This is a genomic window from Chthonobacter albigriseus (assembly GCF_013839445.1).
GTDB classification, from domain to species: domain Bacteria; phylum Pseudomonadota; class Alphaproteobacteria; order Rhizobiales; family Pleomorphomonadaceae; genus Chthonobacter; species Chthonobacter albigriseus.
Genome location: NZ_JACDIT010000006.1, coordinates 206592 through 226733, shown reverse-complemented (window position 1 = coordinate 226733; position 20142 = coordinate 206592). Strand labels below are relative to the sequence as shown.

General features: G+C 67.7%; 21 protein-coding genes. 13 read left to right on the top strand and 8 right to left on the bottom strand.

The annotated features are described in order from the left end of the window. Nucleotides 1–162 precede the first annotated feature (162 nt). The 11 genes from HZ321_RS16445 to HZ321_RS16395 all read left to right on the top strand — a co-directional run bounded on the left by HZ321_RS16445 (nt 163) and on the right by HZ321_RS16395 (nt 13115). Entirely contained in the window at nt 163–1233 is a 1071-nt protein-coding gene (locus tag HZ321_RS16445) for an aromatic ring-hydroxylating oxygenase subunit alpha (RefSeq protein ID WP_181703472.1), read from the top strand. A 13-nt stretch (nt 1234–1246) separates the two neighbouring features. After that, nucleotides 1247–1885 (top strand): cupin domain-containing protein, encoded by a 639-nt coding sequence (locus HZ321_RS16440; protein WP_181703471.1) that lies wholly within the window; start codon nt 1247–1249, stop codon nt 1883–1885. Between the two features lie 49 nt (nt 1886–1934). Next, nucleotides 1935–3563, top strand: coding sequence for a phytoene desaturase family protein (locus HZ321_RS16435; RefSeq protein ID WP_181703470.1), 1629 nt, complete (start codon nt 1935–1937; stop codon nt 3561–3563). A gap of 254 nt (nt 3564–3817) precedes the next feature. Further along, nucleotides 3818–4948: an extracellular solute-binding protein gene (locus HZ321_RS16430; RefSeq protein WP_181703469.1), complete on the top strand. Its 1131-nt coding sequence runs from the start codon at nt 3818–3820 to the stop codon at nt 4946–4948. Nucleotides 4949–5073: 125 nt separating this feature from the next. Then, on the top strand, nt 5074–6168 hold the full coding sequence (locus tag HZ321_RS16425; RefSeq protein WP_181703468.1) for an ABC transporter ATP-binding protein: 1095 nt from the start codon (nt 5074–5076) through the stop codon (nt 6166–6168). Between the two features lie 18 nt (nt 6169–6186). Continuing rightward, entirely contained in the window at nt 6187–7095 is a 909-nt protein-coding gene (locus tag HZ321_RS16420) for an ABC transporter permease (RefSeq protein ID WP_181703466.1), read from the top strand. A gap of 10 nt (nt 7096–7105) precedes the next feature. Further along, nucleotides 7106–7960 (top strand): ABC transporter permease, encoded by an 855-nt coding sequence (locus tag HZ321_RS16415; RefSeq protein ID WP_181703464.1) that lies wholly within the window; start codon nt 7106–7108, stop codon nt 7958–7960. Between the two features lie 472 nt (nt 7961–8432). Beyond that, nucleotides 8433–9485: an HD domain-containing phosphohydrolase gene (locus HZ321_RS16410; protein WP_181703463.1), complete on the top strand. Its 1053-nt coding sequence runs from the start codon at nt 8433–8435 to the stop codon at nt 9483–9485. Between the two features lie 113 nt (nt 9486–9598). Then, nucleotides 9599–10099, top strand: a complete 501-nt coding sequence (locus HZ321_RS16405) for a putative pterin-binding protein (protein WP_244635927.1) — start codon at nt 9599–9601, stop codon at nt 10097–10099. Nucleotides 10100–10151: 52 nt separating this feature from the next. Next, nucleotides 10152–12608: an ATP-binding protein gene (locus HZ321_RS16400; protein ID WP_181703462.1), complete on the top strand. Its 2457-nt coding sequence runs from the start codon at nt 10152–10154 to the stop codon at nt 12606–12608. Between the two features lie 99 nt (nt 12609–12707). Next, the gene (locus HZ321_RS16395; RefSeq protein ID WP_181703461.1) at nt 12708–13115 is read left to right on the top strand and encodes a carboxymuconolactone decarboxylase family protein; all 408 of its coding nucleotides are present in this window, start codon (nt 12708–12710) and stop codon (nt 13113–13115) included. An 8-nt stretch (nt 13116–13123) separates the two neighbouring features. Here HZ321_RS16395 and HZ321_RS16390 read toward each other — a convergent pair whose 3' ends face one another. From HZ321_RS16390 to HZ321_RS16375, 4 genes are read right to left on the bottom strand one after another with little or no spacing between them, the layout of a single operon-like run. Further along, nucleotides 13124–13501, bottom strand: coding sequence for a helix-turn-helix domain-containing protein (locus HZ321_RS16390; RefSeq protein ID WP_181703460.1), 378 nt, complete (start codon nt 13499–13501; stop codon nt 13124–13126). Nucleotides 13502–13532: 31 nt separating this feature from the next. Then, a complete protein-coding gene (locus HZ321_RS16385) occupies nt 13533–14102 on the bottom strand; it encodes a Smr/MutS family protein (protein ID WP_181703459.1) in 570 nt (189 codons plus the stop codon). Next, nucleotides 14092–15213 (bottom strand): murein transglycosylase A, encoded by a 1122-nt coding sequence (gene mltA / locus HZ321_RS16380; protein ID WP_342343864.1) that lies wholly within the window; start codon nt 15211–15213, stop codon nt 14092–14094. Before mltA ends, HZ321_RS16385 begins: the two co-directional genes overlap by 11 nt. Before the next feature lie 8 nt (nt 15214–15221). Continuing rightward, nucleotides 15222–15938: a Tim44/TimA family putative adaptor protein gene (locus tag HZ321_RS16375; protein ID WP_181703458.1), complete on the bottom strand. Its 717-nt coding sequence runs from the start codon at nt 15936–15938 to the stop codon at nt 15222–15224. Nucleotides 15939–16180: 242 nt separating this feature from the next. Between HZ321_RS16375 and HZ321_RS16370 the strand changes: the two genes are divergently transcribed. Together HZ321_RS16370 and secB are read left to right on the top strand one after the other, a co-directional pair. Beyond that, complete coding sequence (locus HZ321_RS16370; protein ID WP_181703457.1) at nt 16181–16696, top strand: FxsA family protein; 516 nt, start codon at nt 16181–16183, stop codon at nt 16694–16696. A 103-nt stretch (nt 16697–16799) separates the two neighbouring features. Continuing rightward, complete coding sequence (secB, locus tag HZ321_RS16365; RefSeq protein ID WP_181703456.1) at nt 16800–17273, top strand: protein-export chaperone SecB; 474 nt, start codon at nt 16800–16802, stop codon at nt 17271–17273. Between the two features lie 31 nt (nt 17274–17304). On the opposite strand, the gene dnaQ is transcribed toward secB, so the two are convergent. From dnaQ to HZ321_RS16345, 4 genes are read right to left on the bottom strand one after another with little or no spacing between them, the layout of a single operon-like run. Continuing rightward, complete coding sequence (gene dnaQ / locus HZ321_RS16360) at nt 17305–18030, bottom strand: DNA polymerase III subunit epsilon (protein ID WP_181703455.1); 726 nt, start codon at nt 18028–18030, stop codon at nt 17305–17307. After that, a complete protein-coding gene (coaE, locus tag HZ321_RS16355; protein ID WP_181703454.1) occupies nt 18030–18713 on the bottom strand; it encodes a dephospho-CoA kinase in 684 nt (227 codons plus the stop codon). Before coaE ends, dnaQ begins: the two co-directional genes overlap by 1 nt. Continuing rightward, nucleotides 18710–19537: a shikimate dehydrogenase gene (locus tag HZ321_RS16350; RefSeq protein WP_181703453.1), complete on the bottom strand. Its 828-nt coding sequence runs from the start codon at nt 19535–19537 to the stop codon at nt 18710–18712. The genes coaE and HZ321_RS16350 overlap by 4 nt, the downstream gene beginning before the upstream one ends. After that, a complete protein-coding gene (locus HZ321_RS16345) occupies nt 19534–20127 on the bottom strand; it encodes a Maf-like protein (protein WP_181703452.1) in 594 nt (197 codons plus the stop codon). The genes HZ321_RS16350 and HZ321_RS16345 overlap by 4 nt, the downstream gene beginning before the upstream one ends. Nucleotides 20128–20142 lie beyond the last annotated feature (15 nt).

The following is a 20142-nucleotide window of genomic DNA, read 5'->3' as shown; positions in this document are numbered from 1 at the left end:
GTGCAACAGCTGAGCCCGACGACCCAGCATCTGCCGCCACGACTTTCACCGTGGTGAAGTTCCCGCGGGCAGACTCAGAGCAAAGAGCGGCAAAATCCCCTTGCTCAGCGTCGCATCTTTCACCATCATGAAATCCAGCCCGTATTCCTGGGAGGAAGACAGATGGAGCGCCTGGGTTCTGATGCCGAATGGTCGTTGCCGGCGAGCGCGTATCGCGATCCCGTGCGCTTCGAGGCCGAGCGCAAGCAGATCTTCGAGACGAACTGGCTGCTGTTCTCCTGGTCGGAGCGGATGGCCAAGCCGGGCGACTTCGTCGCCGGGACGCTGGCCGGGCACAACATCTTCGCCATCCGCGGCGACGACGGGCAAGTCCGCGCCTTCCACAACGTCTGCCGGCACCGGGCGGCCGAACTCGTCAAGGGCGAGACGGGCTCTTGCGGCAAGGTGATCGTCTGCCCCTACCACAGCTGGAGCTACAAGCGGGACGGGCGGCTCAACAAGGCGGTCAACTTCGGCAACGACACCCAGTTCGATCCGGATGCGTGGGGTCTCTACGCGCTCGATTGCGAGGAGTGGCGCGGTCTGGTGTTCGTGCGGGTCCGCCGCGGCGGCCCGTCGCTGGTGGAGTGGCTCGGCCCGGTGGTCGACCTCGCCGCGCCCTTCCCGCTCGAAAAGCAGCACTACTTCACCAAGAAGGAGCGGGTCGTCGACGTCGACTGGAAGACCTACGGCGAGAACTACCTGGAGTGCTACCACTGTCGGGCGATGCATCCGGGCCTCTGCTCGACGCTGGACATCGACCGCTACGCCATCGACGTGCACCACGAGCACAAGTTCTTCCACCTGCACGCGCCGGGCCGGTCGGCGGACGACACGCAGGGCTTCTATCTCTACCGCTTCCCCTTCCTGATGCTGAACCTCTACGACTGGGGCTCCTCGATCGCCACCGTGGAACCGCTCGGCCCCGGACGGCTGAAGCACATCAACTGGTACTTCTTCGAGGACATCTCGCCGGAGAAGGCCGAGGCGAACCAGAAATCGGCGGACTGGTCGGCGCAGATCATCACCGAGGACCTGGAGGTGATCACCACCGTCCAGAAGAACCTCAACGCGGGGATCTACACGCAAGGGGCACTCTCCAAGGAGCAGGAATACTCGGTGATCGCCTTCGACCGGATGTGCGAGGAGGCGCTCCACGATCCGCAGCCGGCGCACCGGATCGCGGCCGAGTGAGGCGGGCAACCCGATGACCCAACCCGGTTCCGCCGCCGCGCTCAAGCTGGCGAGCGACGTCCAGACCGGCGACGTCCCGGAAAGCGCCGAGGAGATCGGCGTCCGGCTCGGGGCGGAGATCCGCGCCCTGCGCCAGGACCGCCAGCTGACGCTCGCCGCGCTCGCCGAGGAGACCGGCCTCTCGGTCGGGCTGATCAGCCAGATCGAGCGGGGGCTCTCCGAGCCGTCGGTGAAGGCGCTGCACCTGATCGCCACCGCGCTCGGCGTCACCATCGGTTCGTTCTTCCGGGAAACGGAGGAGGATGCCGCCGAGCGGGACGGCGTGACCGTCCGGCGCGGCCAGCGCAAGCGGCTGGACTACGGCGGCGGGCTCGTCGACGAGCTGCTGTCGCCGTCGCTTGACGGTCAGCTGGAACTGCTGCTCTGCCGGCTCGGTCCGGGTTCGGGCAGCGGGCCGGAGCCCTATACCCACGTCGGCGAGGAGGCCGGTTACGTGCTCGCCGGCTCGCTGGAGCTGACGGTCGACGGCGTCTGCCACCTGCTTCAAGCGGGCGACAGCTTTGGCTTCTCGTCAGCCAGCCCGCACAGCTACCGCAACCCGTCGTCCCAGGAGACCGTGGTCGTCTGGGCCGTCACCCCGCCGTCCTACTGACGACCGCGACACGCTTCCTTCCCTTCCGTCCTATGCAGGTAGACCGCCCATGTCCTCGGTTCCGAGCCCGACCACGCGCAGCTACGACGCCCTGATCATCGGCGGCGGCCACAACGGCCTCGTCTGCGCCAACTACCTGGCGAGGGCCGGACTGAAAGTGGCTGTTTTGGAGCGCCGCAGCATCGTCGGCGGCGCCGCGGTGACGGAGGAGATCGCGCCGGGCTTCAAGGCGTCGATCTTCTCCTACCTGATGAGCCTGCTGCACCCGCGGATCATCCGCGACTTCGAGCTGAAGAAGCACGGGCTTACCGTGCTGCCCTGCTCCGACATGGTGTCGCCGATCGACGATGATTCCTACATCGTGTTCTCCGACGACATGGCGAAGACGCAGGCCTCGTTCGCCAAATTCTCCAAGCACGACGCGGCGATCTATCCGGAGTTCGACGCCTATCTGCAGGAGGCGACCAAGATCGTCCGCCAGATCCTCTGGGAGACGCCGATCGATCCGGCCCGGCGCGACTGGCGGACGTTCAAACAGGGTGCCGAGTTTCTCTGGAAGTACCGCAAGATCGGGCGGAAGATGTACCGGATCGTCGACATGATGACGATGTCGGCCTACGACTTCCTCCGCGAATGGTTCGAGGACGAGCGCGTGATGGCGGTGCTCGCCTACTACGCCTCGATCGGCACCTTCGCTGGTCCGAAGACGCCGGGCTCCGCCTACGTGATCATGCACCACGTGATGGGCGAGCACGAGGGCGCCGGCGGCTGGGGCTTCATCAAGGGCGGCATGGGGGCGATCACCCAGTCGCTGGCGAGCTACGGGCGCTCGGTCGGCGTCGACATCGTGACAAACGCCGACATCAAGGAGATCCGCGTCGCGGGCGGCCGGGCCACCGAGGTGGTGACGGCGACCGGCGACGTCTACCGGGCGAAGGCGATCGCCTCCAACGCGTCGGCGCGGCACCTCTACCTGGACCTTGTCGGCGAGCAGCATCTGCCGGCCGAGGTGGTGCGCGAGATCAAGGGCTACCGGACGATGGGCACGGCGTTCAAGATGAACGTCGCCTGCGAGCGGCCGCCGCAGTACAAGATCCTCGACCGGGTCAAGGCCGACGGCGTGCTCGGCAGCTTCCCCTACCCCACCTATATGCACATCGCGCCGGACATCGACTATCTGGAGCGCGCCTACGACGCGGCCAAGCACGGCTGGTACTCGTCGGAACCGTTCCTGACGCCGGTGGTGCCGACCATCGTCGACGACACGCTCGCCCCGCCCGGAAAGCACGTAGTGAACTTCTTCGGCGGCCACGCGCCCTACACGCTGAAGGGCGGCGACTGGGCGAGCGAGAAGGAAAACTTCAAGAAGACCGTGTTCGACACGATCGAGCGCTTCGCCCCGGGCTTCCGCAACGACGTGATCGAGGCGCAGCTGCTGGTGGCGCCGGATATCGAGCGGATCGTCAATCTGCCGCAGGGTCATATCTTCCACGGCGAACTGTCGACCGACCAGCTGTTCTTCCAGCGGCCGGTCTCCGGCTATGCAGACTACCGCACCCCCATCCAGGGGCTCTACATCTGCGGCTCGTCGATGCACCCGGGCGGCGGCGTGTCGGGCATTCCCGGACACAACGCGGCGCGCGAGATCCTGCGCGACCTGAAGAAGAGCATGCGGTAGCGGAGGGCGCATACGAAGGAAGTTTTCTATCTTTCAGGCGCGAAAACATTCGGTTCTGCCGTTGAACCGAAAAGATGTCGGAATCCTACAAGGCCAATGCCGTATCCATCTCGGTGAAGGAGAGCGCTAAACCGGTCGACACGAAACCTTCTTCCAGCCAAGCTAGGGTTCCGCGCGCCGCCCCGGAACGCCCCTAATAAGGACGAGTGGCGGACAGATAACAACCGCGTGCGAAATTGCAGGGAAGCTGTCTCATGTCCACACACAAGACTTCAGGTATCACGCGTCGCGCCATGCTCAAGGGCGCAGCGGCGACAGGCGCCGTCGCGCTCGCCGCACCGGCTATCGTCCGCTCGGCGTTCGCGTCTTCGGGCGAACTCAACTTCCTCGGATGGGCGGGCTACGAGTCCACCTTCCCGGGCGTGTTCGAGAGCTTCGAGAAGGCGACCGGCATCAAGATCAACTTCACCGGCCTCGGCAGCCAGGACGAGTTCGTCGCCCAGGCCAAGACCGGCGGCGCGACCAACGGCGCCTTCGACATCTCCGAGCCGACCTCCGACCGCCTCTCCAGCTGGCTCGACAACGACTTCATCCAGCCGTGGGATCCGGCCGCGATCGGCGCCGATAACGTCGAGCCGTCGTTCCTGACGGCCATGAAGGACGGCAAGCTGATGGCCTCCCCGTCGATCTGGGGCACCGAGGCGCTGACCTACAACAAGGACGAGGCTCCGCTCGCCTACGGCACCGCTTCGCTCGGCGACCTGTTCGACGACAAGTACGCCGGCAAGCTGACGCTGCGCGGCCACTCGGGCCTGGCTGCCGCCGGCCGCTGGCTGGACAGCCAGGGCCAGCTGCCGCATCCCTTCGTGGAAGGCTACTCCGACCCGGACAAGATGGTCGCCATCTGGGACAAGGTTCTGGAGTTCGCCGTCGCCAAGCGCGGCAACATCGCCCAGTTCTGGTCCAACGAGAACGAAGCGCAGGGCGCGTTCCGCACCAACGGCTGCGTGATCGGCTTCAACTGGGACACCTCGGCGGCGGCGCTGGCCAAGGAAGGCCTGCCGATCGGCTACCTCGCCCCGAAGGAAGGCGCGATCGCCTGGGCGCAGAACTTCGTGCTGATGAAGGGCGCCAAGAACGTCGAGCAGGCGAACGCCTGGGTGAAGTGGATCAACTCGCCGGAAGGCGGAGCAGCGTGGGCCGCGGCCTACAGCGCCAACCCGGTCGCCAAGGGCGCGGTCGCGCTGATGGCGCCGGAGGCGAAGGCCTTCTTCGAAGCCGCCTACCCCGGCGATGCCCTCACCAAGCTGTGGTGGTGGCCGGAGCAGCCGTCGTGGTTCATCGACAAGCGCACGGAATACGCAACGAAGTTCGTTTCCGCCTGATTTTCGCGCTTTCCTAAACCGGCGTACCGCCACACGAAAAAAATCGGCCGGCCGGGGCCCCGGAGCCATGCCCCGCAGGGGCCGCGGCCGGGCACCGTGCCGTGCAGGGGTCACCAGGGGGTTCAATGAGCCGGGATGTGGAACTCGACCACGTGACGATGCGCTTCGGCGACTTCACGGCGGTCAACGACGTCTCCCTTCATATCAAGGCCGGCGAGTTCTTCTCCTTCCTCGGTCCGTCCGGGTGCGGCAAGACCACCATCCTCCGGATGATCTCCGGCTTCATGGACCCGACCGGCGGCGCCATCCGTATCGGCGGACAGGATATGCGCGGTATCGGACCCAACAAGCGGCCGACGGCGCTGATCTTCCAGAATCTGGCGCTGTTCCCGATGATGTCGGTGGCCGACAACATCGCCTTCGGGCTTGAGATGCGCGGCGTCGACAAGGCCGCGCGGCGCAAGCGGGCGGAAGAGCTGCTCGACCTGATCGCCCTGCCCGGCTCCGGCGACAAGCGGATCGACGAGCTCTCCGGCGGGCAGAAGCAGCGCGTGGCCATCGCCCGGGCGCTGGCAGTCGAGCCGCAGGTGATGCTGCTCGACGAGCCGCTCTCGGCGCTCGACCTGAAGCTTCGGCAGCACATGCGGGCCGAGTTGCGCGCCATCCAGCGCCGCACCGGCCTCACCTTCATCTACATCACCCACGACCAGGGCGAGGCGCTGACCATGAGCGACCGCGTGGCCGTGATGTCGCGCGGGCGGATCGAGCAGGTCGGCCCCTCCGCCAGCATCTACGACGCGCCTGAAACGCCGTTCGTCGCCACCTTCGTCGGCGAGAACAACGTGTTCCGCGGCAAGGTCACGGCGGCGGCGGACGGGCTCGCCCGTGTCGAGACGCCGGCCGGCGTGCTCCTCGGGCGCAACGCGCGCGGGATGTCGGTGGGCAGCGACGCGCTGATCTTCGTGCGCCCCGAACGGATGCGGCTCGATCCGGCGGATGCCGGCGACAACCGCGTAACGCGGCCGGTGGCGCATCTCGACTTCGAAGGCAGCTTCGCCAACCTGGTGCTGTCGGCACCGGAGGGAAGCCCGCGGCCGATCCTGGTGCAACTCGCCAATGACGGGCGGCTGGGCAGCCTGCAGCCGGGCGCCGAGCGCACCGTCGGCTTCGCTCCTGCGGACGGCCTGGTGCTGCCGGCCGGCGAGCTCGCCAAGGACTGAGGCCAGGAGAGGCATCCCATGTCGGAGCTCGTCAAGCGATACGGCCTCGGAATCACCACGGCGATGGTGCTGGTGACGGCGTTCTGGCTCATCGTGATGGTGGTGCTGCCGGCGCTGGTGATGGTGGAATACTCCTTTCATACCAACGTGCCGGTGACCAAGCGCGGCGGGCCGGAAGACTACTACACGCTCGACAACTACCTCTCGCTGGTGCGGGGAACGGACTGGTCGACGTGGACCTTCCCGAACGACTTCCGCGTCTTCCTGCGCACCATCTGGGGCGCCGCCCTCGTTACCCTCCTGTCGCTGGTGGTCTGCTACCCCGTCGCATGGTACGTGGCCAAGCTCGCCAAGCCGCAGCGGGCGGCGATGCTCCTGCTGCTGCTCGTGATCCCGTTCTGGGTGAACGAGATCCTCAGGACCTTCGCCTGGTACATCATCCTGGCCTACCAGGGCCCGCTCAACGCGGCGCTGCTCGGGATCGGCATCCTGGAAAAGCCGGTGCGCTGGCTGTCCGGCAGCGGCGGCGTGCTGATCGGCATGGTCTACGCCTTCCTCCTGTTCATGATGTTCCCGCTGATCAACGCCATCGAAACCCTCGACATGAACCAGGTGGAGGCGGCGGAGGACCTCGGCGCGCCGTGGTGGCAGATCCACCGGCGGATCGTGATACCGCATGCCAAGCCGGGCATCGCGGTCGGCTGCATCATGGTTTTCGTGCTGGCGGCGTCGAGCTACATCGTGCCGTCGCTGCTCGGGTCGCCCGGCACGCGGTGGTTCACCGAGACCATCTACGTCTGGTTCTTCGAGGGCCAGAACTGGCCGCGCGGGTCGGCCTACGCCTTCATCCTGCTCGGCCTTTGCGTCGGGTTCATCATGCTGATGATGCGGATCTTCCGCGTCGGCCTCGCCGACATCGCCAAGTGAGCCCAGCACCATGACGACGAGAACCTCCGCCTCCGACCTCATCCTGCGGCTCTACCTCGCGATCTTCTTCATCTACCTGCTGCTGCCGCTGGCGGTGATGGGGATCGCGACCTTCAACACCAGCAAGTTCCCCACGGTTACCCCCTGGCTCGGCACCACGACCCAGTGGTTCGGCGCGCTGATGGCCGACAACCAGATGTGGGTCGGGCTGACCAACTCGGTGATCGTCGGCATCGCGGTGATCCTGATCTCGGTGCCGATCGGGGTGGCCGCGGCGATGCTGCTCGACGGGGTGCACCGGCGTGCCAAGAGCATGCTCTACGCGGTGATGGTATCGCCGCTGCTGACGCCGGGCGTCATCATCGGCATCTCGACGCTGGTGTTCTGGGACCGGCTCGGGGTCAAGGGCGGGCTGCATCTGTCGGTCATCGGCCAGTCGAGCTTCATCATCGCCTACGTGATGCTGATGGTGTCGGCACGGCTGCAGCGCTTCGACCGGACCCTGGAGGAGGCGGCGCTGGATCTCGGCGGCACCCACATGCAGGTGTTCCGGCGAATCCTGTTCCCCTACCTGAAGCCGGCGGTGTTCGCCGGGGCGGTGCTGGCGTTCTTCCAGTCGTTCGAGAACTACAACACCACGCTGTTCACCCGCGGCACCGACGTGACGCTGACCGTCTACATCGCGTCCAAGGTGCGCACCGGCCTGACGCCGGCCGTGAACGCGCTGGCGCTGATCCTGATCGCCATCACCATCGCGGGCGCGATCGCCTACGAGATCTCGCGGCGCCAGGCGGCCGCGGAAGCCGCCGCCGCCAAGAAGCGGGCGGCGGAAGCCGACACCATGGCCGAGCTGAAGATCGCCTGATCGCTGTTCCAGGGCCCCCGGACAAAGAAAAGCCCGGTGCAGGGAGGCCGTTCTCCTTCCTGCCCGGGTCTTGTTGTCTGGCGCGACGGACTTCTTGTTCGACCCTGCTGTCAGAGAGGTCCTGCGGAGTCTTCGGTGCGGTGTTGCCGCCCGGGATCTGTTGTATAACCTGATGGCATAGAAGCAAAGAACCAGACGTCATGTCCTGAAGACGGATTTCCGGCACCATCAACACCTGTTCCGCCCGCTCGACACAAACAACAGGTCTGTTCAGACCTTCTTCACGCTGGTTCTTCCGGAATTCGGGTCGTTCCAGAACATGTTGTTCGCGGCTTCGGCCAGGGTTAACGGCCGGTTGACGGATACTGATCATTCTAGGGATCAGAAGAATACATTAATTCATTTACATTTTTTCCCGCATATTCACATCTTACTGTTCATATGTCCCGCAGTGGTGGAAACCTGGGGCAGAATGACAATGCGGGCTCTCCTGATCGACGACAACCCGACGAACCTGTTCATGCTCGGCAAGCTGATACAGAACGCCGGTATCAGCGATCTCTCGTCGCACAAGGACCCGCGCCAGGCGTTGGATGCCGCCCGGGATATCCAGTTCGACCTCGTGCTGGTCGACTACATGATGCCGGGAATGGACGGCCTGGAGTTCATCAAGGCGATCCGCCAGCTGCCGAACTACGAGGACGTGCCGGTGGTGATGGTCACCACCGTGGACCAGAAGGACGTCTGCTACGCGGCACTCGATGCCGGCGCGACGGACTTCCTGACCAAGCCCGTCGACATGGCGGAGGTGAAGGCGCGGATCCGCAACCTCGCCCATCTCCGCGACCTTCAGAACAAGATGCGTGACCGGGCGGCATGGCTCGCCGAGGAGGTGCGCAAGGCCACCCACGAGATGGCGCTGATGGAGGAGGAGATCATCCTGCGCCTCGCCCGCGCCTCGGAGTACCGAGACAGCGACACCGGCGCTCACGTGATCCGGATGGCCCGCAACTGCCGCGAGATCGCCGAGGCGCTCGGCATGACCGCCCAGTTCTGCCGCGACATCTACCTCGCCTCGCCTCTGCACGACGTCGGCAAGATCGGCGTGCCGGACGCGATCCTGCGCAAGCCGGAGCCGCTGTCGCCGGAAGAACGGCGGACCATGGAGACCCACGCCGGCGTCGGCCAGGCGATCCTATCCGGCTCGGAATCGCGGCTGATCCGCCTTGCCGCCGAAATCGCCGGCTCGCATCACGAGCGCTGGGACGGCACGGGTTATCCGAACGGCCTGAAGGCGACCGAGATCCCGATCGCCTCGCGGATCGCCGCCGTTGCCGACGTGTTCGACGCGCTCGTCTCGCCGCGGCCCTACAAGAACGCCTGGTCGGTGGAGGACGCCGCCGCGTTCATCCGCACCAACGCCGGCGTGCTGTTCGACCCGCAGGTGGTGCGCGCCTTCGAGGAGCGGCTGCCGCGGATCGTGCGCAACCTTTCCGAGGCGCCGGACTACGCCGAAAGCGCCTGACCACCACTCGCCCGGCACCGCCCGGTACAGGGCGGGTCTGGCGGGGACGTCCTCCGGCGAGGGCGTCTTCCGACTTTCCAAGAAACCACGCTACCACCCCAAGGATCCTATCGATGATGCTGAAGCCCATTCTCGCCTCGGCCGCCCTCCTCGCCCTTTCCGCCTTCCCCGCTGCCGCGCTCGATGCGCCGAAGGGCGAGGTGATCCTCGTCGTGAAGGGCGCCATCACCAACACCAACGGCCCGGACGGCGCCAGCTTCGATATGGCGATGCTGGATGCGCTCGCGAGCCGCACGACGAGCACGGCGACGCCGTGGGTCGAGGGCAAGGTCGACTTCAAGGGTCCGCTCGGCAGCGCCATCCTCGACGCCGTGGGCGCGACCGGCACATCGATGACGGTCACCGCCCTCAACGACTACAGCGTCGAGGTTCCCGTCGCCGACTTCCGCGAACACGAGGTCATCCTCGCCACCACGCTGAACGGCGAGCCGATGTCGGTGCGTGACAAGGGTCCGCTCTTCATCATCTACCCCTTCGACAGCGAACCGCAGCTCTACAACGAGCTCTACTTCAGCCGATCGGTCTGGCAGATCGCCACCATCGACGTGAAGTGACCGCCGGCTGGCGGGCACTTTCCAGGAGCGCCCGGACGGGGTTCGGACCGACATGACCCGACGGCTCACCACCTCCCTCTCGTCGCGCAACAGGAGCGGCATCCTGCTCGCGGTGGCGGCGGTGATCTTTCTCCTGGCATCCTTCGCGGTGCTCGGGATCCTGATCACGCACCAGCGCGAGGTGCGCGACAGCGTCCAGGAGGACGCGTTGTGGGCGACCTACCAGCTCGACCGCGAGGTGCGGGCGGTGGCGGAGGCGGTCTACGAGGCCGAGCGCGAGGGTATCGACGCCAAGGGCGTCGCGGCGCTGTCGCGCCGATTCGACATCCTCTACAGCCGCATCGACCTCCTGCAGCGCGGATCGTTCACCAACGCCTTCGACGACGATCCGAAATTCCACGCCGACATGGTGACCGTGCTGCGGGCCGTGCGGGAACTGACTCCGCAGTTCGACCGCTTCAACGCCGGCGCGATGCCCATGCTCGCCGACCTGCGCCGGCTGGATGTTACGTTCGACGCGATGGCCAAGGCGTCCGGCGCCATGGTGCTCACCGCCAATTCGGTGATGTCGGCGGTTCGGACGGAAAACCGGTTCTACGTCCAGCAGCTCTACACCATGCTGGCCGGCCTGGTGGCGGCACTCGCGCTCTCCATGGCGTCGATCATCGCCTTCCTGGTCAAGCAGCTGCGCGAGATCCGATCGTCGCGCCGGCGGCTGGAGCAGCTGACCGGCGAGCTCACCGACGCCTCGCAGGCGGCGGAAGCCGGAAACCGCGCGAAATCGGCGTTTCTGGCCACCATGAGCCATGAGATCCGCACCCCGATGAACGGCGTGATCGGCATGGTCGATCTGCTGCTCGACAGCGACCTGTCGCCTGAGCAGCGGCGGTTCGCCGATACTGCGAAAGCCTGCGGACTCGCGCTCACCGAACTGATCAACGATGTCCTCGACTTCTCCAAGCTGGAAGCCGACAGCCTGGAGCTGGAGGAGACGACCTTCGATCCGGTGGCGGAAGCGGAGACGGCGATCCGGGTGCTGGAGACCCGCGCTGCCGAAAAAGGCATCACGCTCATCCTGGCGCCGCTGACGCCCCGCGGCGTCCGGTACGGCGGAGACCCGGCCCGGCTGCGGCAGGTACTGCTCAACTTCGTCTCCAACGCGGTGAAGTTCACCGAGACAGGCACCGTGGTCGTGCGGCTGCTGGAGACCGTCGGCGGAGCGCGCCCGCGGCTGCGGCTGGAGGTGCAGGACACCGGCATCGGCATTCCCGAAAGTGCCCGCGAACGCCTGTTCCGCGAGTTCGTCCAGGTGGACGCCTCGATCACCCGCCGGTTCGGCGGCACGGGCCTCGGTCTGGCCATCTGCCGGCGGGTGATCGAGCGGATGGGCGGGACGATCGGCTTCTCCAGCGAGGTTGGTTGCGGCAGCACGTTCCATGCGGAGGTTCCGCTTGCCTCTGCGCCAACGGCCGACTGTCCGGCGCCGCTCGCCGGGCACACGGTGGTGGTGCGCGGACGCGGCGTGCTGGAGACCGACGCGCTCAGGCGGGCCGTCGTTCACGCCGGCGCGATGGCGGTGGCGGCAAGCGACCACCCGGACCTCGACGTGGTTGCGGAACCGGCCAAGCCGGAGGGCACAGCGCGGATCCGGATCAGCGGCGGTCCGCACCGGCCGGTGGAGCTGACCTCCATCCTGACACCGGCAACCTTCGCCGCCTCGGAACCGCGCAAGCTCGCGGCACCGTCTGCGAGCCAGGGCCCTGCCCTTCGGATCCTGCTGGTGGAGGACAACAAGGTGAACCAGGAGGTGGCGGAGCGGCTGCTGGTCAAGCTCGGGCACGTCGTCACCAAGGCGGACAACGGCGCGGAGGCGCTGGCGCTGGTCAACGCGCGGCCCTTCGACGTGGTGCTGATGGACATGCAGATGCCGGTGATGGACGGCCTGCAGGCGACGGTCGCGATCCGCAAGAGCGAAGGCCGCGGCCGACGGGTGCCGGTGATCGCCCTCACCGCCAACGCCTCCACCGACGACCGGGAGGCTTGCCTTGCCGCCGGCATGGACGGCTTCGTCACCAAGCCGGTGGACCGGACCTCGCTGACGCGGGCCATCGCCTCCATCCGACCGGCGGATACCGCCACCGCCCCAGCAGCGCCAGCCGCCCTGCCTCGCGACGAGGCTTCCGAGTCCCGGGTGCGGGTGCTCGTCCAGGAACTCGGCGCCGATGTCTTCGAGGAACTGGTGGCAAGCTTCCTCGGTGATCTCTCGCAGCTTCTGGGTGATCTGACGCAGGCGCTCGAGGCGGGAGACGTGCCGACCATGCGGCGGACGCTGCACACGATCAAGGGCTCGGCCGCCAACGTCGGCTTCACGGCGATCGAGAACGCCGCAACTGCCGCGATGGCCGACGCGGAGCCCGATCCGGGCCGCTTGTCGCATCTGGTGCTGGCAATCACCGGCGCGGAGGACGTCGCCCGCCGGCTTACCGCGACGGCGGCTGCCGCGGCCTGACGGCGAGGCCCACCACGCTTGCCCGGTACACCTGGTACTCGGCGCGGCAGGCCGCTAACTTCCAGCACCTTGGTTCGACTCGAGACGAGGCCACTGGGAATGAGCACCGTGAAACTGTGGAGCGACGCCGAGGCCGAGGCCGATCCGCGGGTCAAGGCCGTGTTCGACGACATCCGGGCGACGCGCAAGTCGGACTTCGTCAACAACTTCTGGCGCGGCCTCGCCAACCAGCCGGACCTCCTCGCGGCGACCTGGGAGCGGCTGAAGGCGGTGATGGTCGCCCCGGGGGCGCTCGATCCGCTGACCCGGGAGCTGATCTACATCGCCGTGTCCACCGTCAACGGGTGCTCCTACTGCGTCCATTCGCATACCGCCGCGGCGCGGGCGAAGGGGATGACGGATGCCCAGCATGGCGACTTCCTGGCCGTTGTCGGCATGGCCATGCAGACGAACGGGCTGGTGACGGCGATGCAGATCCCGGTGGACCCGGAATTCCAGGTCGGCTGATCCGGCCCTCAGCGGCCGCGGCCGCCGCGCACCGCCGACGCCTCGAGTTCTCGGGTCAGCCGGTCCAGAGCGCCCGCGTCGAGGGTGCCGATCGTCTCGGCAAGGCGGTTGGCGAAGGCGGTGGCACGCGGATCGAGGCCGGCAGTGTCGATCACCACGCGCGGGTGGGAGATCTCCGAGAGGCGCTGCAGTTCCTCCGCGTCGTCCCAGATCACGTTGAAGTAGCCGATGATCCGCTGCAGCAGGAACCAGGTTGGCCGGCCGCGCTTGCCATGTTCCAGGGCGGAGAGATATGCGGGTGAGACGCCGATCGCCTCGGCCATGTCCTTGAGGGTCACGCCGCGCGCGGTCCTGAGCTCGCGGACCTTGGCTCCGAACGGTGTCATGCCGGTGTCTTCCAGACAAACGCCTGCCGCGTCAGGGCTTTCTGCGGCGGATGCGGATATAGAGCGCACCCTCCCCGCCATGCGCAAGATGCGCATCCTCGAAGCCGAGCACGAGGTGGCGGAATTCCGGCAGGCTGAGCCACAAGGGCACCACCCGGCGCAGCACGCCGCGCTCCGGTTCGTGCAGCGCCTCGAAGCCGCCGCCCTGGCGGCCCTTGCCGGTGATCACCAGCACCAGCTTGCCGCCGCGGGCCTGGACCGTGGAGAGGAAGCCGAGAAGCCGGGCGCGCGCCTCGTCCTGCCGAAGCCCGTGCAGGTCCAGCCGGCCGTCGATCTCCAGGGTGCCGCGGACGAGCTTCTTTTTCTCGCGCCGGTCGAGCGTCTGAAGCGAAGGGATGGCCGGCTTCATGGGCTTGGGCCGAACGGGGTGCTGGGACGATGCGGCGATATCGGGCGGCGGCGTGGCGGCGCTTTCCGGCACGGGCGGCGCCGGCGGCGGCTCGGGGGTGCGCGGCTCCGGGCGGAGCGGCGTGACGGACTTCTTCACCGCCGTCCAGAGCGCTTCCTCCTCCGGACCGAGGCGGCGTCGATCACGGGCCACGGACGCCTCGCCGGGGGACGAGGAGGGTGAAGCGGGCGGGATGTCGGACGCGGGCGGCCTGCCGCCAGGCGGCGTCGCCGGTGCCGAAGAAGATGTCGCCGCGGGCCGGGCCGAGGATGGCGGAACCGGTGTCCTGGGCGATCATCAGCCGCTGGAAGGGAAGCGCCTCGGCGCCGGTCGCCCCGTCGAGCACGGTCTCGACGAAGACCGGGACGTGGAAGGTGTGGAGGTTGCGGTCGACGGCCAACGACCGGCCGGGCGTCAGCGGCACGCCGGCGGCGGCGACCGGGCCGAGCGCCTCGTCGGGCACCGGCGCCTCGCGGAACATGATGTAGGAGCGGTTGCGGGCCATCACCGCGGACGCCTCGTCCGGGTTCTCCTCCAGCCAGCGCCGGAGCACGTCGGCGGTGGCCTCGGCGGGCTTCATCAGGCCCTTCTCGACAAGGACCCGGGCGATCGGAAAATAGGGGTGGCCGGACTTGCCGGCGAAGCTGACGCGCAGCGTGCCGCCCTCGGCGAGGCGGATCCTCGCGGAGCCCTGGACATGGATGAAGAAGGCCTCCACCCAGCTTTCCACGAAGGCGATCTCCAGGCCGCGTCCGTCGAGAGCGCCGGCCATCACCGCCCCGCGGTCGGGGAAAGGCTCCAGACCGCCATCCGGACGGCGACGGGCCCAGGTGAGCGCGGGATCGAGATCGCTCCGGTCTGCCTCGTCTGGGATCTCGACGAGATCCTCCGGGCGGGCATGGATCGGCACGGGAAAGCGGTCAGAGCGGCTCCTGGAGCCGGGCACCTCGGGCTCGTAGTAGCCGGTTACGAAGCCGCCGCCTTTCAGGGGCCGGATGCGGCGGGGGCGGAACCAGGTCTCGAAGAAGGTTTTCGCCTCGGCTCGGTCGAGCATCACCGGGCGGGCGAGCGCCGCCTCGGCAGCCGGGCGCAGCGCGGCGGCGCTGATGCCGAAGGGCTTGGTGGTCGGGGGGTGGCTGAGGATCCGTTCCGCGGAGCGGCGGAAGGCTGCGAAGGCTGCCGCGTGGTCGTCGGCGGTCCAGCCCTTCAGGCTGCCGAAGTCGGTTCGCCCGAGCCGGGCGGGCAGATCGGTCGGCGCGGACACGACAGGGTTCAGCCGTCGTTCTCGGTTGCGATCAGCTTCCAGTTCGGGTCGCGCGACCGGGTGTCGCGGGCGAAGGTCCAGACGTCGGTGACGTCGCCCACCTTGGCCGGGTCACCCTCGACCACGCTGCCGTTGCGGTCGCGCGTGACGGAGATCAGCTGGCTGACGAAGCGGACCGTGATCTGGGCGATGCCGCCCTTCAGGGCCGCCTCGGTGATGTCGGCCTTGTCGATGCCGACGAAGGTGGTCTCGACCTTCTCGCCGCGCTGCTCGCGCTCGGAGATGGCAGCGTCGAAGCCCTCATAGACCTCCTTGGAGAGGAGGTTCCGCAGGGTTTCGCGGTCGCCCGCGGCGAAGGCGCTGACGATCATCTCGTAGGCGGCGCGGGCGCCGTCGATGAAGGAGCGGGCGTCGAAGTTGCGGTCGGCGGAGACGATGGTGCGGAGTGCGGTGTTGAGCGCCGAGCCAGCCGGTGCGACGGTGTCGATGCCCGCCGCGGTCTGGTCGGACATGGAGGACGGGCTGCGGGAGGAGCGGGGGAGGGCGACCACGTTGTCGTTGGTGTCCGCGCCGGCGGACGCCGATTTCTCCTCGCGGCGGGCGAAGGGATCGACCGGGGGACGCTCGTTGCCGGTCCGCCGGCCGAGCACGCTTCGCAGCTTCCAGAAGATGGCGACCGCCACCAGGAGGAAGACGAGGCTATAGACGTCCAGAAATCCGTTCATCTCGGCTTTCAGCCCATCAGCAATGGCGAGCGGACGATCATGACCCGACCGCGGTTGGCGGAACTTGCACTCCGCTCTTATGTATGTCCGATCCGTCCAGCATAAAGGGGCACGCGACACGGCGATAGTGCCCGTTTCATGCCTTTGCCAGTTTCATCGGCATGGATCAATCTAAACCGCCGTTCCTTTTCCTTTCGTTTCCATCGATCCGCATGCCACGCCCTCCGTTTCCGGGACCGTTCATGAAGCTCAAGCCGCTGATCATCCTTCTGGTGCTCGCCCTGCCGATCCTGGAGATCGCGACGTTCATCGCCGTCGGTCGCGAGATCGGCATCCTGTGGACCCTGGCGCTGCTCCTCGTCGCCGGCATAGCCGGTACGGCGGTGATCCGGCTGCAGGGCGTCCAGTTGATCCGGCGGCTGCAGGCAGACGTCAACGCCGGGCGGGTACCGGCGGAAAGCCTGGTGCAGGGCGCGCTCCTGGCGCTCGCCGGGTTCTTCCTGCTGCTGCCGGGTCTCCTGACGGACGTGCTCGCCTTCATCCTGCTGATGCCGCCGCTGCGCAAGCTCGCCGCGGCCTGGCTCCGGCGCAACATGACCGTGGTGGAGACGGCGGCGGGGTTCCGGGCGACCGCCGGCAGCCGGGGACCGAGCGGCGTGGTGGACCTCGATCCGGACGAGTTCGAGGTCAAGGACCGCGACCCGGACGCGCCGCCCTCACCGTGGTCGGAGGGCCGCGAGCCGCCGCGGCTGCCCTGAGGCAATTCGCAGCCGTTCTTGCATCCTGCGCCCGGCCCGTGCTAGCCCACCGCCCGGAGACGTGCCGCATCGCATGAGGCACGCGGCAGAGGATTTCAGACCCATGACCACGGTCGGACCGGACACCCAGGGCGGCATTCCGCAGCAGCCCTCGCTCAACGTCATCGCCCAGTACACCAAGGACCTGTCCTTCGAGAACCCGAAGGCGCCCGACAGCCTGCGCCCGCGCGACAAGAGCCCGGCGATCAGCGTCGGCGTCAATGTCGGCTCCAAGCAGCGCTCGGGGATCGAGTACGAGGTCGATCTCAAGATCGAGGTGAAGGCCGAGCTCGACGACGAGGTCGTGTTCCAGATCGAGCTGCTCTATGGCGGCCTGTTCCGGGTGCAGAACGTACCGCAGCAGCACCTGCATCCCTTCGTGATGATCGAATGCCCGCGGCTGCTGTTCCCGTTCGCGCGCCAGATCATCGCCGATGCGAGCGTGCGCGGCGGCTTCCCGCCGCTGCTCATCGACCCCATCGATTTCGTGGGGCTCTACCAGCAGTACATCTCGCGAATGCAGCAGCAGGTCCAGTGACCGGCTGACACGCCGCGCAAGATCGACGATCTCAGTGAGAGCCGCTGGCCGCCGCCGGCGGCTCTTCCGTTTCCTGGTAGCGGATCCAGAGCGCCTTCTCTCCGATCGCAGCGATGAAGGCGCGGTGCGCCTCGGCCTCCTCCGCCGTGACGCGGGAGGGGAGCGGTTCCGGACGGGGCCGGACCTTGCGCAGGGTGGCGAGCACGCGGCTGTTGCCGCCGCCGGCGGTGAAGCCGAGGTCGGCCTGCCGGCCGCCGTTCAGCTCGATATAGACCTCGGCCAACAGCTCGGCGTCGAGAAGCGCGCCGTGCTTGACGCGCTTGGACGTGTCGATGCCGTAGCGGGCGCAGAGCGCGTCGAGGTTGGCGGGCGAGCCAGGGTGCTTGCGCCGGGCGATCTGCAGCGTGTCGATCACCCGGTCGATCTCGATCGTGACCCGGCCGGATCGCTTCAGTTCGTGGTTGATGAAGCCCATGTCGAACTGGGCGTTGTGGATCACCAGCCGGGCCCCCGCGACGAACTCCAGGAAGGCGTCGGCAACGTCGTCGAAGCGCGGCTTGTCGGCGAGGAAGGCGTCGGAGAGGCCGTGCACCTCGAAGGCCTCGCGCGGCATCGCCCGCTCGGGGTTGATGTAGACGTGATAGGTGCGGCCCGTCGGGAACTGGTTGACCAGCTCCACGCAGCCGATCTCGACGAGCCGGTCGCCGGTCTTCGGGTCGAGACCGGTGGTTTCGGTGTCGAGAACGATCTCGCGCATCAGGCTTTCGGGTCCGCGTCGTTCGAAGGGGCTGTCGGGGCGACCGTGCCACCCTCATCCAGGTTGCGCAAGGCGCGGGTCGGCTTTTCCCCGGTGCGGTCCAGCCGGGTCAGCGTCTCGAGGATCCGGTCGACCGCAGCGGCAGCCGCTTCCAGCCCGTCGCCGGTTTCCACTACGAAATCGGCACGGGCACGCTTCTGCGCATCGGGCAGTTGGCGGGCGAGGATCGCGTCCAGCTTCTCGAAGGTCATGCCGGGCCGGGTGAGGACGCGGGTGCGCTGGACGTCGGCCGGTGCGGAGACCACGACGACCGCATCCATCTCGGCGTCGCGGCCGGTCTCGAAGAGGAGGGGAATGTCGAGCAGCGCGACCGGTGCGCCGCTTGCCCGAGCTGCGTCCAGGAAGCGCGCCTGCTCGGCGCGCACCGCGGGGTGGACGATCGCTTCCAGGCGCTTTAGCGCGTCCGGTCGGCCAAGCACAGCCGCACCGAGGTGAGCGCGGTCGACGGTGCCGCCCACCGTCGTGCCTGGGAAGGCCGCTTCGATCTCGGCGGCCAGGGGGCCGGCGTAGAGCGCGTGGACGGCCGCGTCGGCATCGAACACCGGCACGCCTCGTGCCTCGAAAAGGCCGGCCGTGGTGGACTTGCCCATGCCGATCGAGCCGGTGAGGCCGAGAACGATCATGGCTTGAGATCCGCCTCCACCAGCGCTCGAAGTTCAGGCGTCACCGTGGGCCGGACCCCGAACCAGCGCTCGAAGGCCGGGACGGCCTGGTGCAGAAGCATGCCGAGGCCATCCACGGTGCGCAGGCCTGCCGCCTCGGCACGCTGGAGGAAGGGGGTCTTCAGCGGCACGTAGACGATGTCGGTGACCACCGTTTCGGGGCCGAGGCGCGCGAGATCCAGGTCGATGTCGCCCTCGCCCTTCATGCCGAGCGAGGTGGTGTTGACGACGACGACGGCGTCGGCGAGCAACCGGTCAGCGTCGGCGAAGGCGTGGGCAGTGGCATGGCCGGGGTAACGGCCGGCGAGCTCCTCTGCGCGGGCGAGGGTGCGGTTGGCGATCCGCACCGTAAATCCTCGCGCCACAAGGCCGTCGACGACCGCACGAGCGGCGCCGCCGGCGCCGAGAACCAACGCTGCGCCGGGATTACGATCCCAGCCGGGCGCAGAAGCGTCCAGATTGCCGAGAAATCCTTCCGCATCCGTGTTGGCGCCGCAGACCTGTCCACCCTCGATCCACAGGCAGTTCACAGCCTGCAGACGCTCGGCCACCGGGTCGTGACGGGCTGCGGCGCGAAAGGCGTGCTCCTTGTAGGGGATGGTCACGTTCGCCCCGACGTAGTCCTGCTCGGCGAAGGTCGCGAAGAAACGGTCGGCGTCCTCGGGCGCGACCGGGATCCGCTCGTAGTGGGCGTCGATGCCATGCACGCGGGCCCAGTGGTTGTGGATCAGCGGCGAGCGCGAATGGGCGATCGGCCAGCCGATCACACCGGCCTTCAACGTCATGTGTCGAGGACTCCGCGGGTTCTAAGGAAGGCGAGAAGCGGCAGCAGCGGCAGCCCCAGAATGGTGAAGTGATCGCCGTCGATCTCCTCGAAGAGCTGGATGCCGAATCCCTCCACCTGGTAGGCGCCGACGGAGGAGAGCGCCCGCTCGCCGACCACCGCCAGGTAGCGGCCGACGAAGGCGGGCGTGAAAGGGCGCATGGTGAGGCTGGCGGTCGCGACATGCCGGAATAGCGGCTCGCCGTTGACGGCGACGACGGCGGCGGAGTGGAGCTGGTGGGTGCGTCCGCGCAGCGCCAGCAGCTGGCGCCGGGCCGCCTCCATGTCTGGCGGCTTGTGGAAGCGCTCGTCGCCCAGGGACAGCGTCTGGTCGGCGCCGATCACCAGCGCGTCGGGGAAGCGGAGGGAGACTTCGGTCGCCTTCACTTCGGCGAGCACGGTCGCCACGTCGTCGGGGCCGACGCCCGTCTCGGCGAGCGCCGATTCGACCGCGCGCTCGTCCACGTCGGGACTGCGACGCTCGAAGATCAACCCCGCGCTGGTCAGCATGGAAGCGCGGGTGGCGCTGCCGGAGGCGAGAATGAGGGTCATGCGCGTCGAACTCCT

Bases quoted from the DNA above. Each gene is read 5' to 3' on its own strand.
- HZ321_RS16415 (WP_181703464.1), top strand. From the start codon at position 7,106: ATGACGACGAGAACCTCCGCCTCCGACCTCATCCTGCGGCTCTACCTC.
- secB (WP_181703456.1), top strand. From the start codon at position 16,800: ATGACCACGGTCGGACCGGACACCCAGGGCGGCATTCCGCAGCAGCCC.
- HZ321_RS16400 (WP_181703462.1), top strand. From the start codon at position 10,152: ATGACCCGACGGCTCACCACCTCCCTCTCGTCGCGCAACAGGAGCGGC.
- HZ321_RS16375 (WP_181703458.1), bottom strand. From the start codon at position 15,938: ATGAACGGATTTCTGGACGTCTATAGCCTCGTCTTCCTCCTGGTGGCG.
- HZ321_RS16370 (WP_181703457.1), top strand. From the start codon at position 16,181: ATGAAGCTCAAGCCGCTGATCATCCTTCTGGTGCTCGCCCTGCCGATC.
- HZ321_RS16390 (WP_181703460.1), bottom strand. From the start codon at position 13,501: ATGACACCGTTCGGAGCCAAGGTCCGCGAGCTCAGGACCGCGCGCGGC.
- HZ321_RS16425 (WP_181703468.1), top strand. From the start codon at position 5,074: ATGAGCCGGGATGTGGAACTCGACCACGTGACGATGCGCTTCGGCGAC.
- HZ321_RS16440 (WP_181703471.1), top strand. From the start codon at position 1,247: ATGACCCAACCCGGTTCCGCCGCCGCGCTCAAGCTGGCGAGCGACGTC.
- coaE (WP_181703454.1), bottom strand. From the start codon at position 18,713: ATGATCGTTCTCGGCCTCACCGGCTCGATCGGCATGGGCAAGTCCACC.
- HZ321_RS16395 (WP_181703461.1), top strand. From the start codon at position 12,708: ATGAGCACCGTGAAACTGTGGAGCGACGCCGAGGCCGAGGCCGATCCG.
- HZ321_RS16405 (WP_244635927.1), top strand. From the start codon at position 9,599: ATGATGCTGAAGCCCATTCTCGCCTCGGCCGCCCTCCTCGCCCTTTCC.
- HZ321_RS16430 (WP_181703469.1), top strand. From the start codon at position 3,818: ATGTCCACACACAAGACTTCAGGTATCACGCGTCGCGCCATGCTCAAG.
- dnaQ (WP_181703455.1), bottom strand. From the start codon at position 18,030: ATGCGCGAGATCGTTCTCGACACCGAAACCACCGGTCTCGACCCGAAG.
- HZ321_RS16420 (WP_181703466.1), top strand. From the start codon at position 6,187: ATGTCGGAGCTCGTCAAGCGATACGGCCTCGGAATCACCACGGCGATG.
- HZ321_RS16350 (WP_181703453.1), bottom strand. From the start codon at position 19,537: ATGACGTTGAAGGCCGGTGTGATCGGCTGGCCGATCGCCCATTCGCGC.
- HZ321_RS16345 (WP_181703452.1), bottom strand. From the start codon at position 20,127: ATGACCCTCATTCTCGCCTCCGGCAGCGCCACCCGCGCTTCCATGCTG.
- HZ321_RS16445 (WP_181703472.1), top strand. From the start codon at position 163: ATGGAGCGCCTGGGTTCTGATGCCGAATGGTCGTTGCCGGCGAGCGCG.
- HZ321_RS16410 (WP_181703463.1), top strand. From the start codon at position 8,433: ATGACAATGCGGGCTCTCCTGATCGACGACAACCCGACGAACCTGTTC.
- HZ321_RS16435 (WP_181703470.1), top strand. From the start codon at position 1,935: ATGTCCTCGGTTCCGAGCCCGACCACGCGCAGCTACGACGCCCTGATC.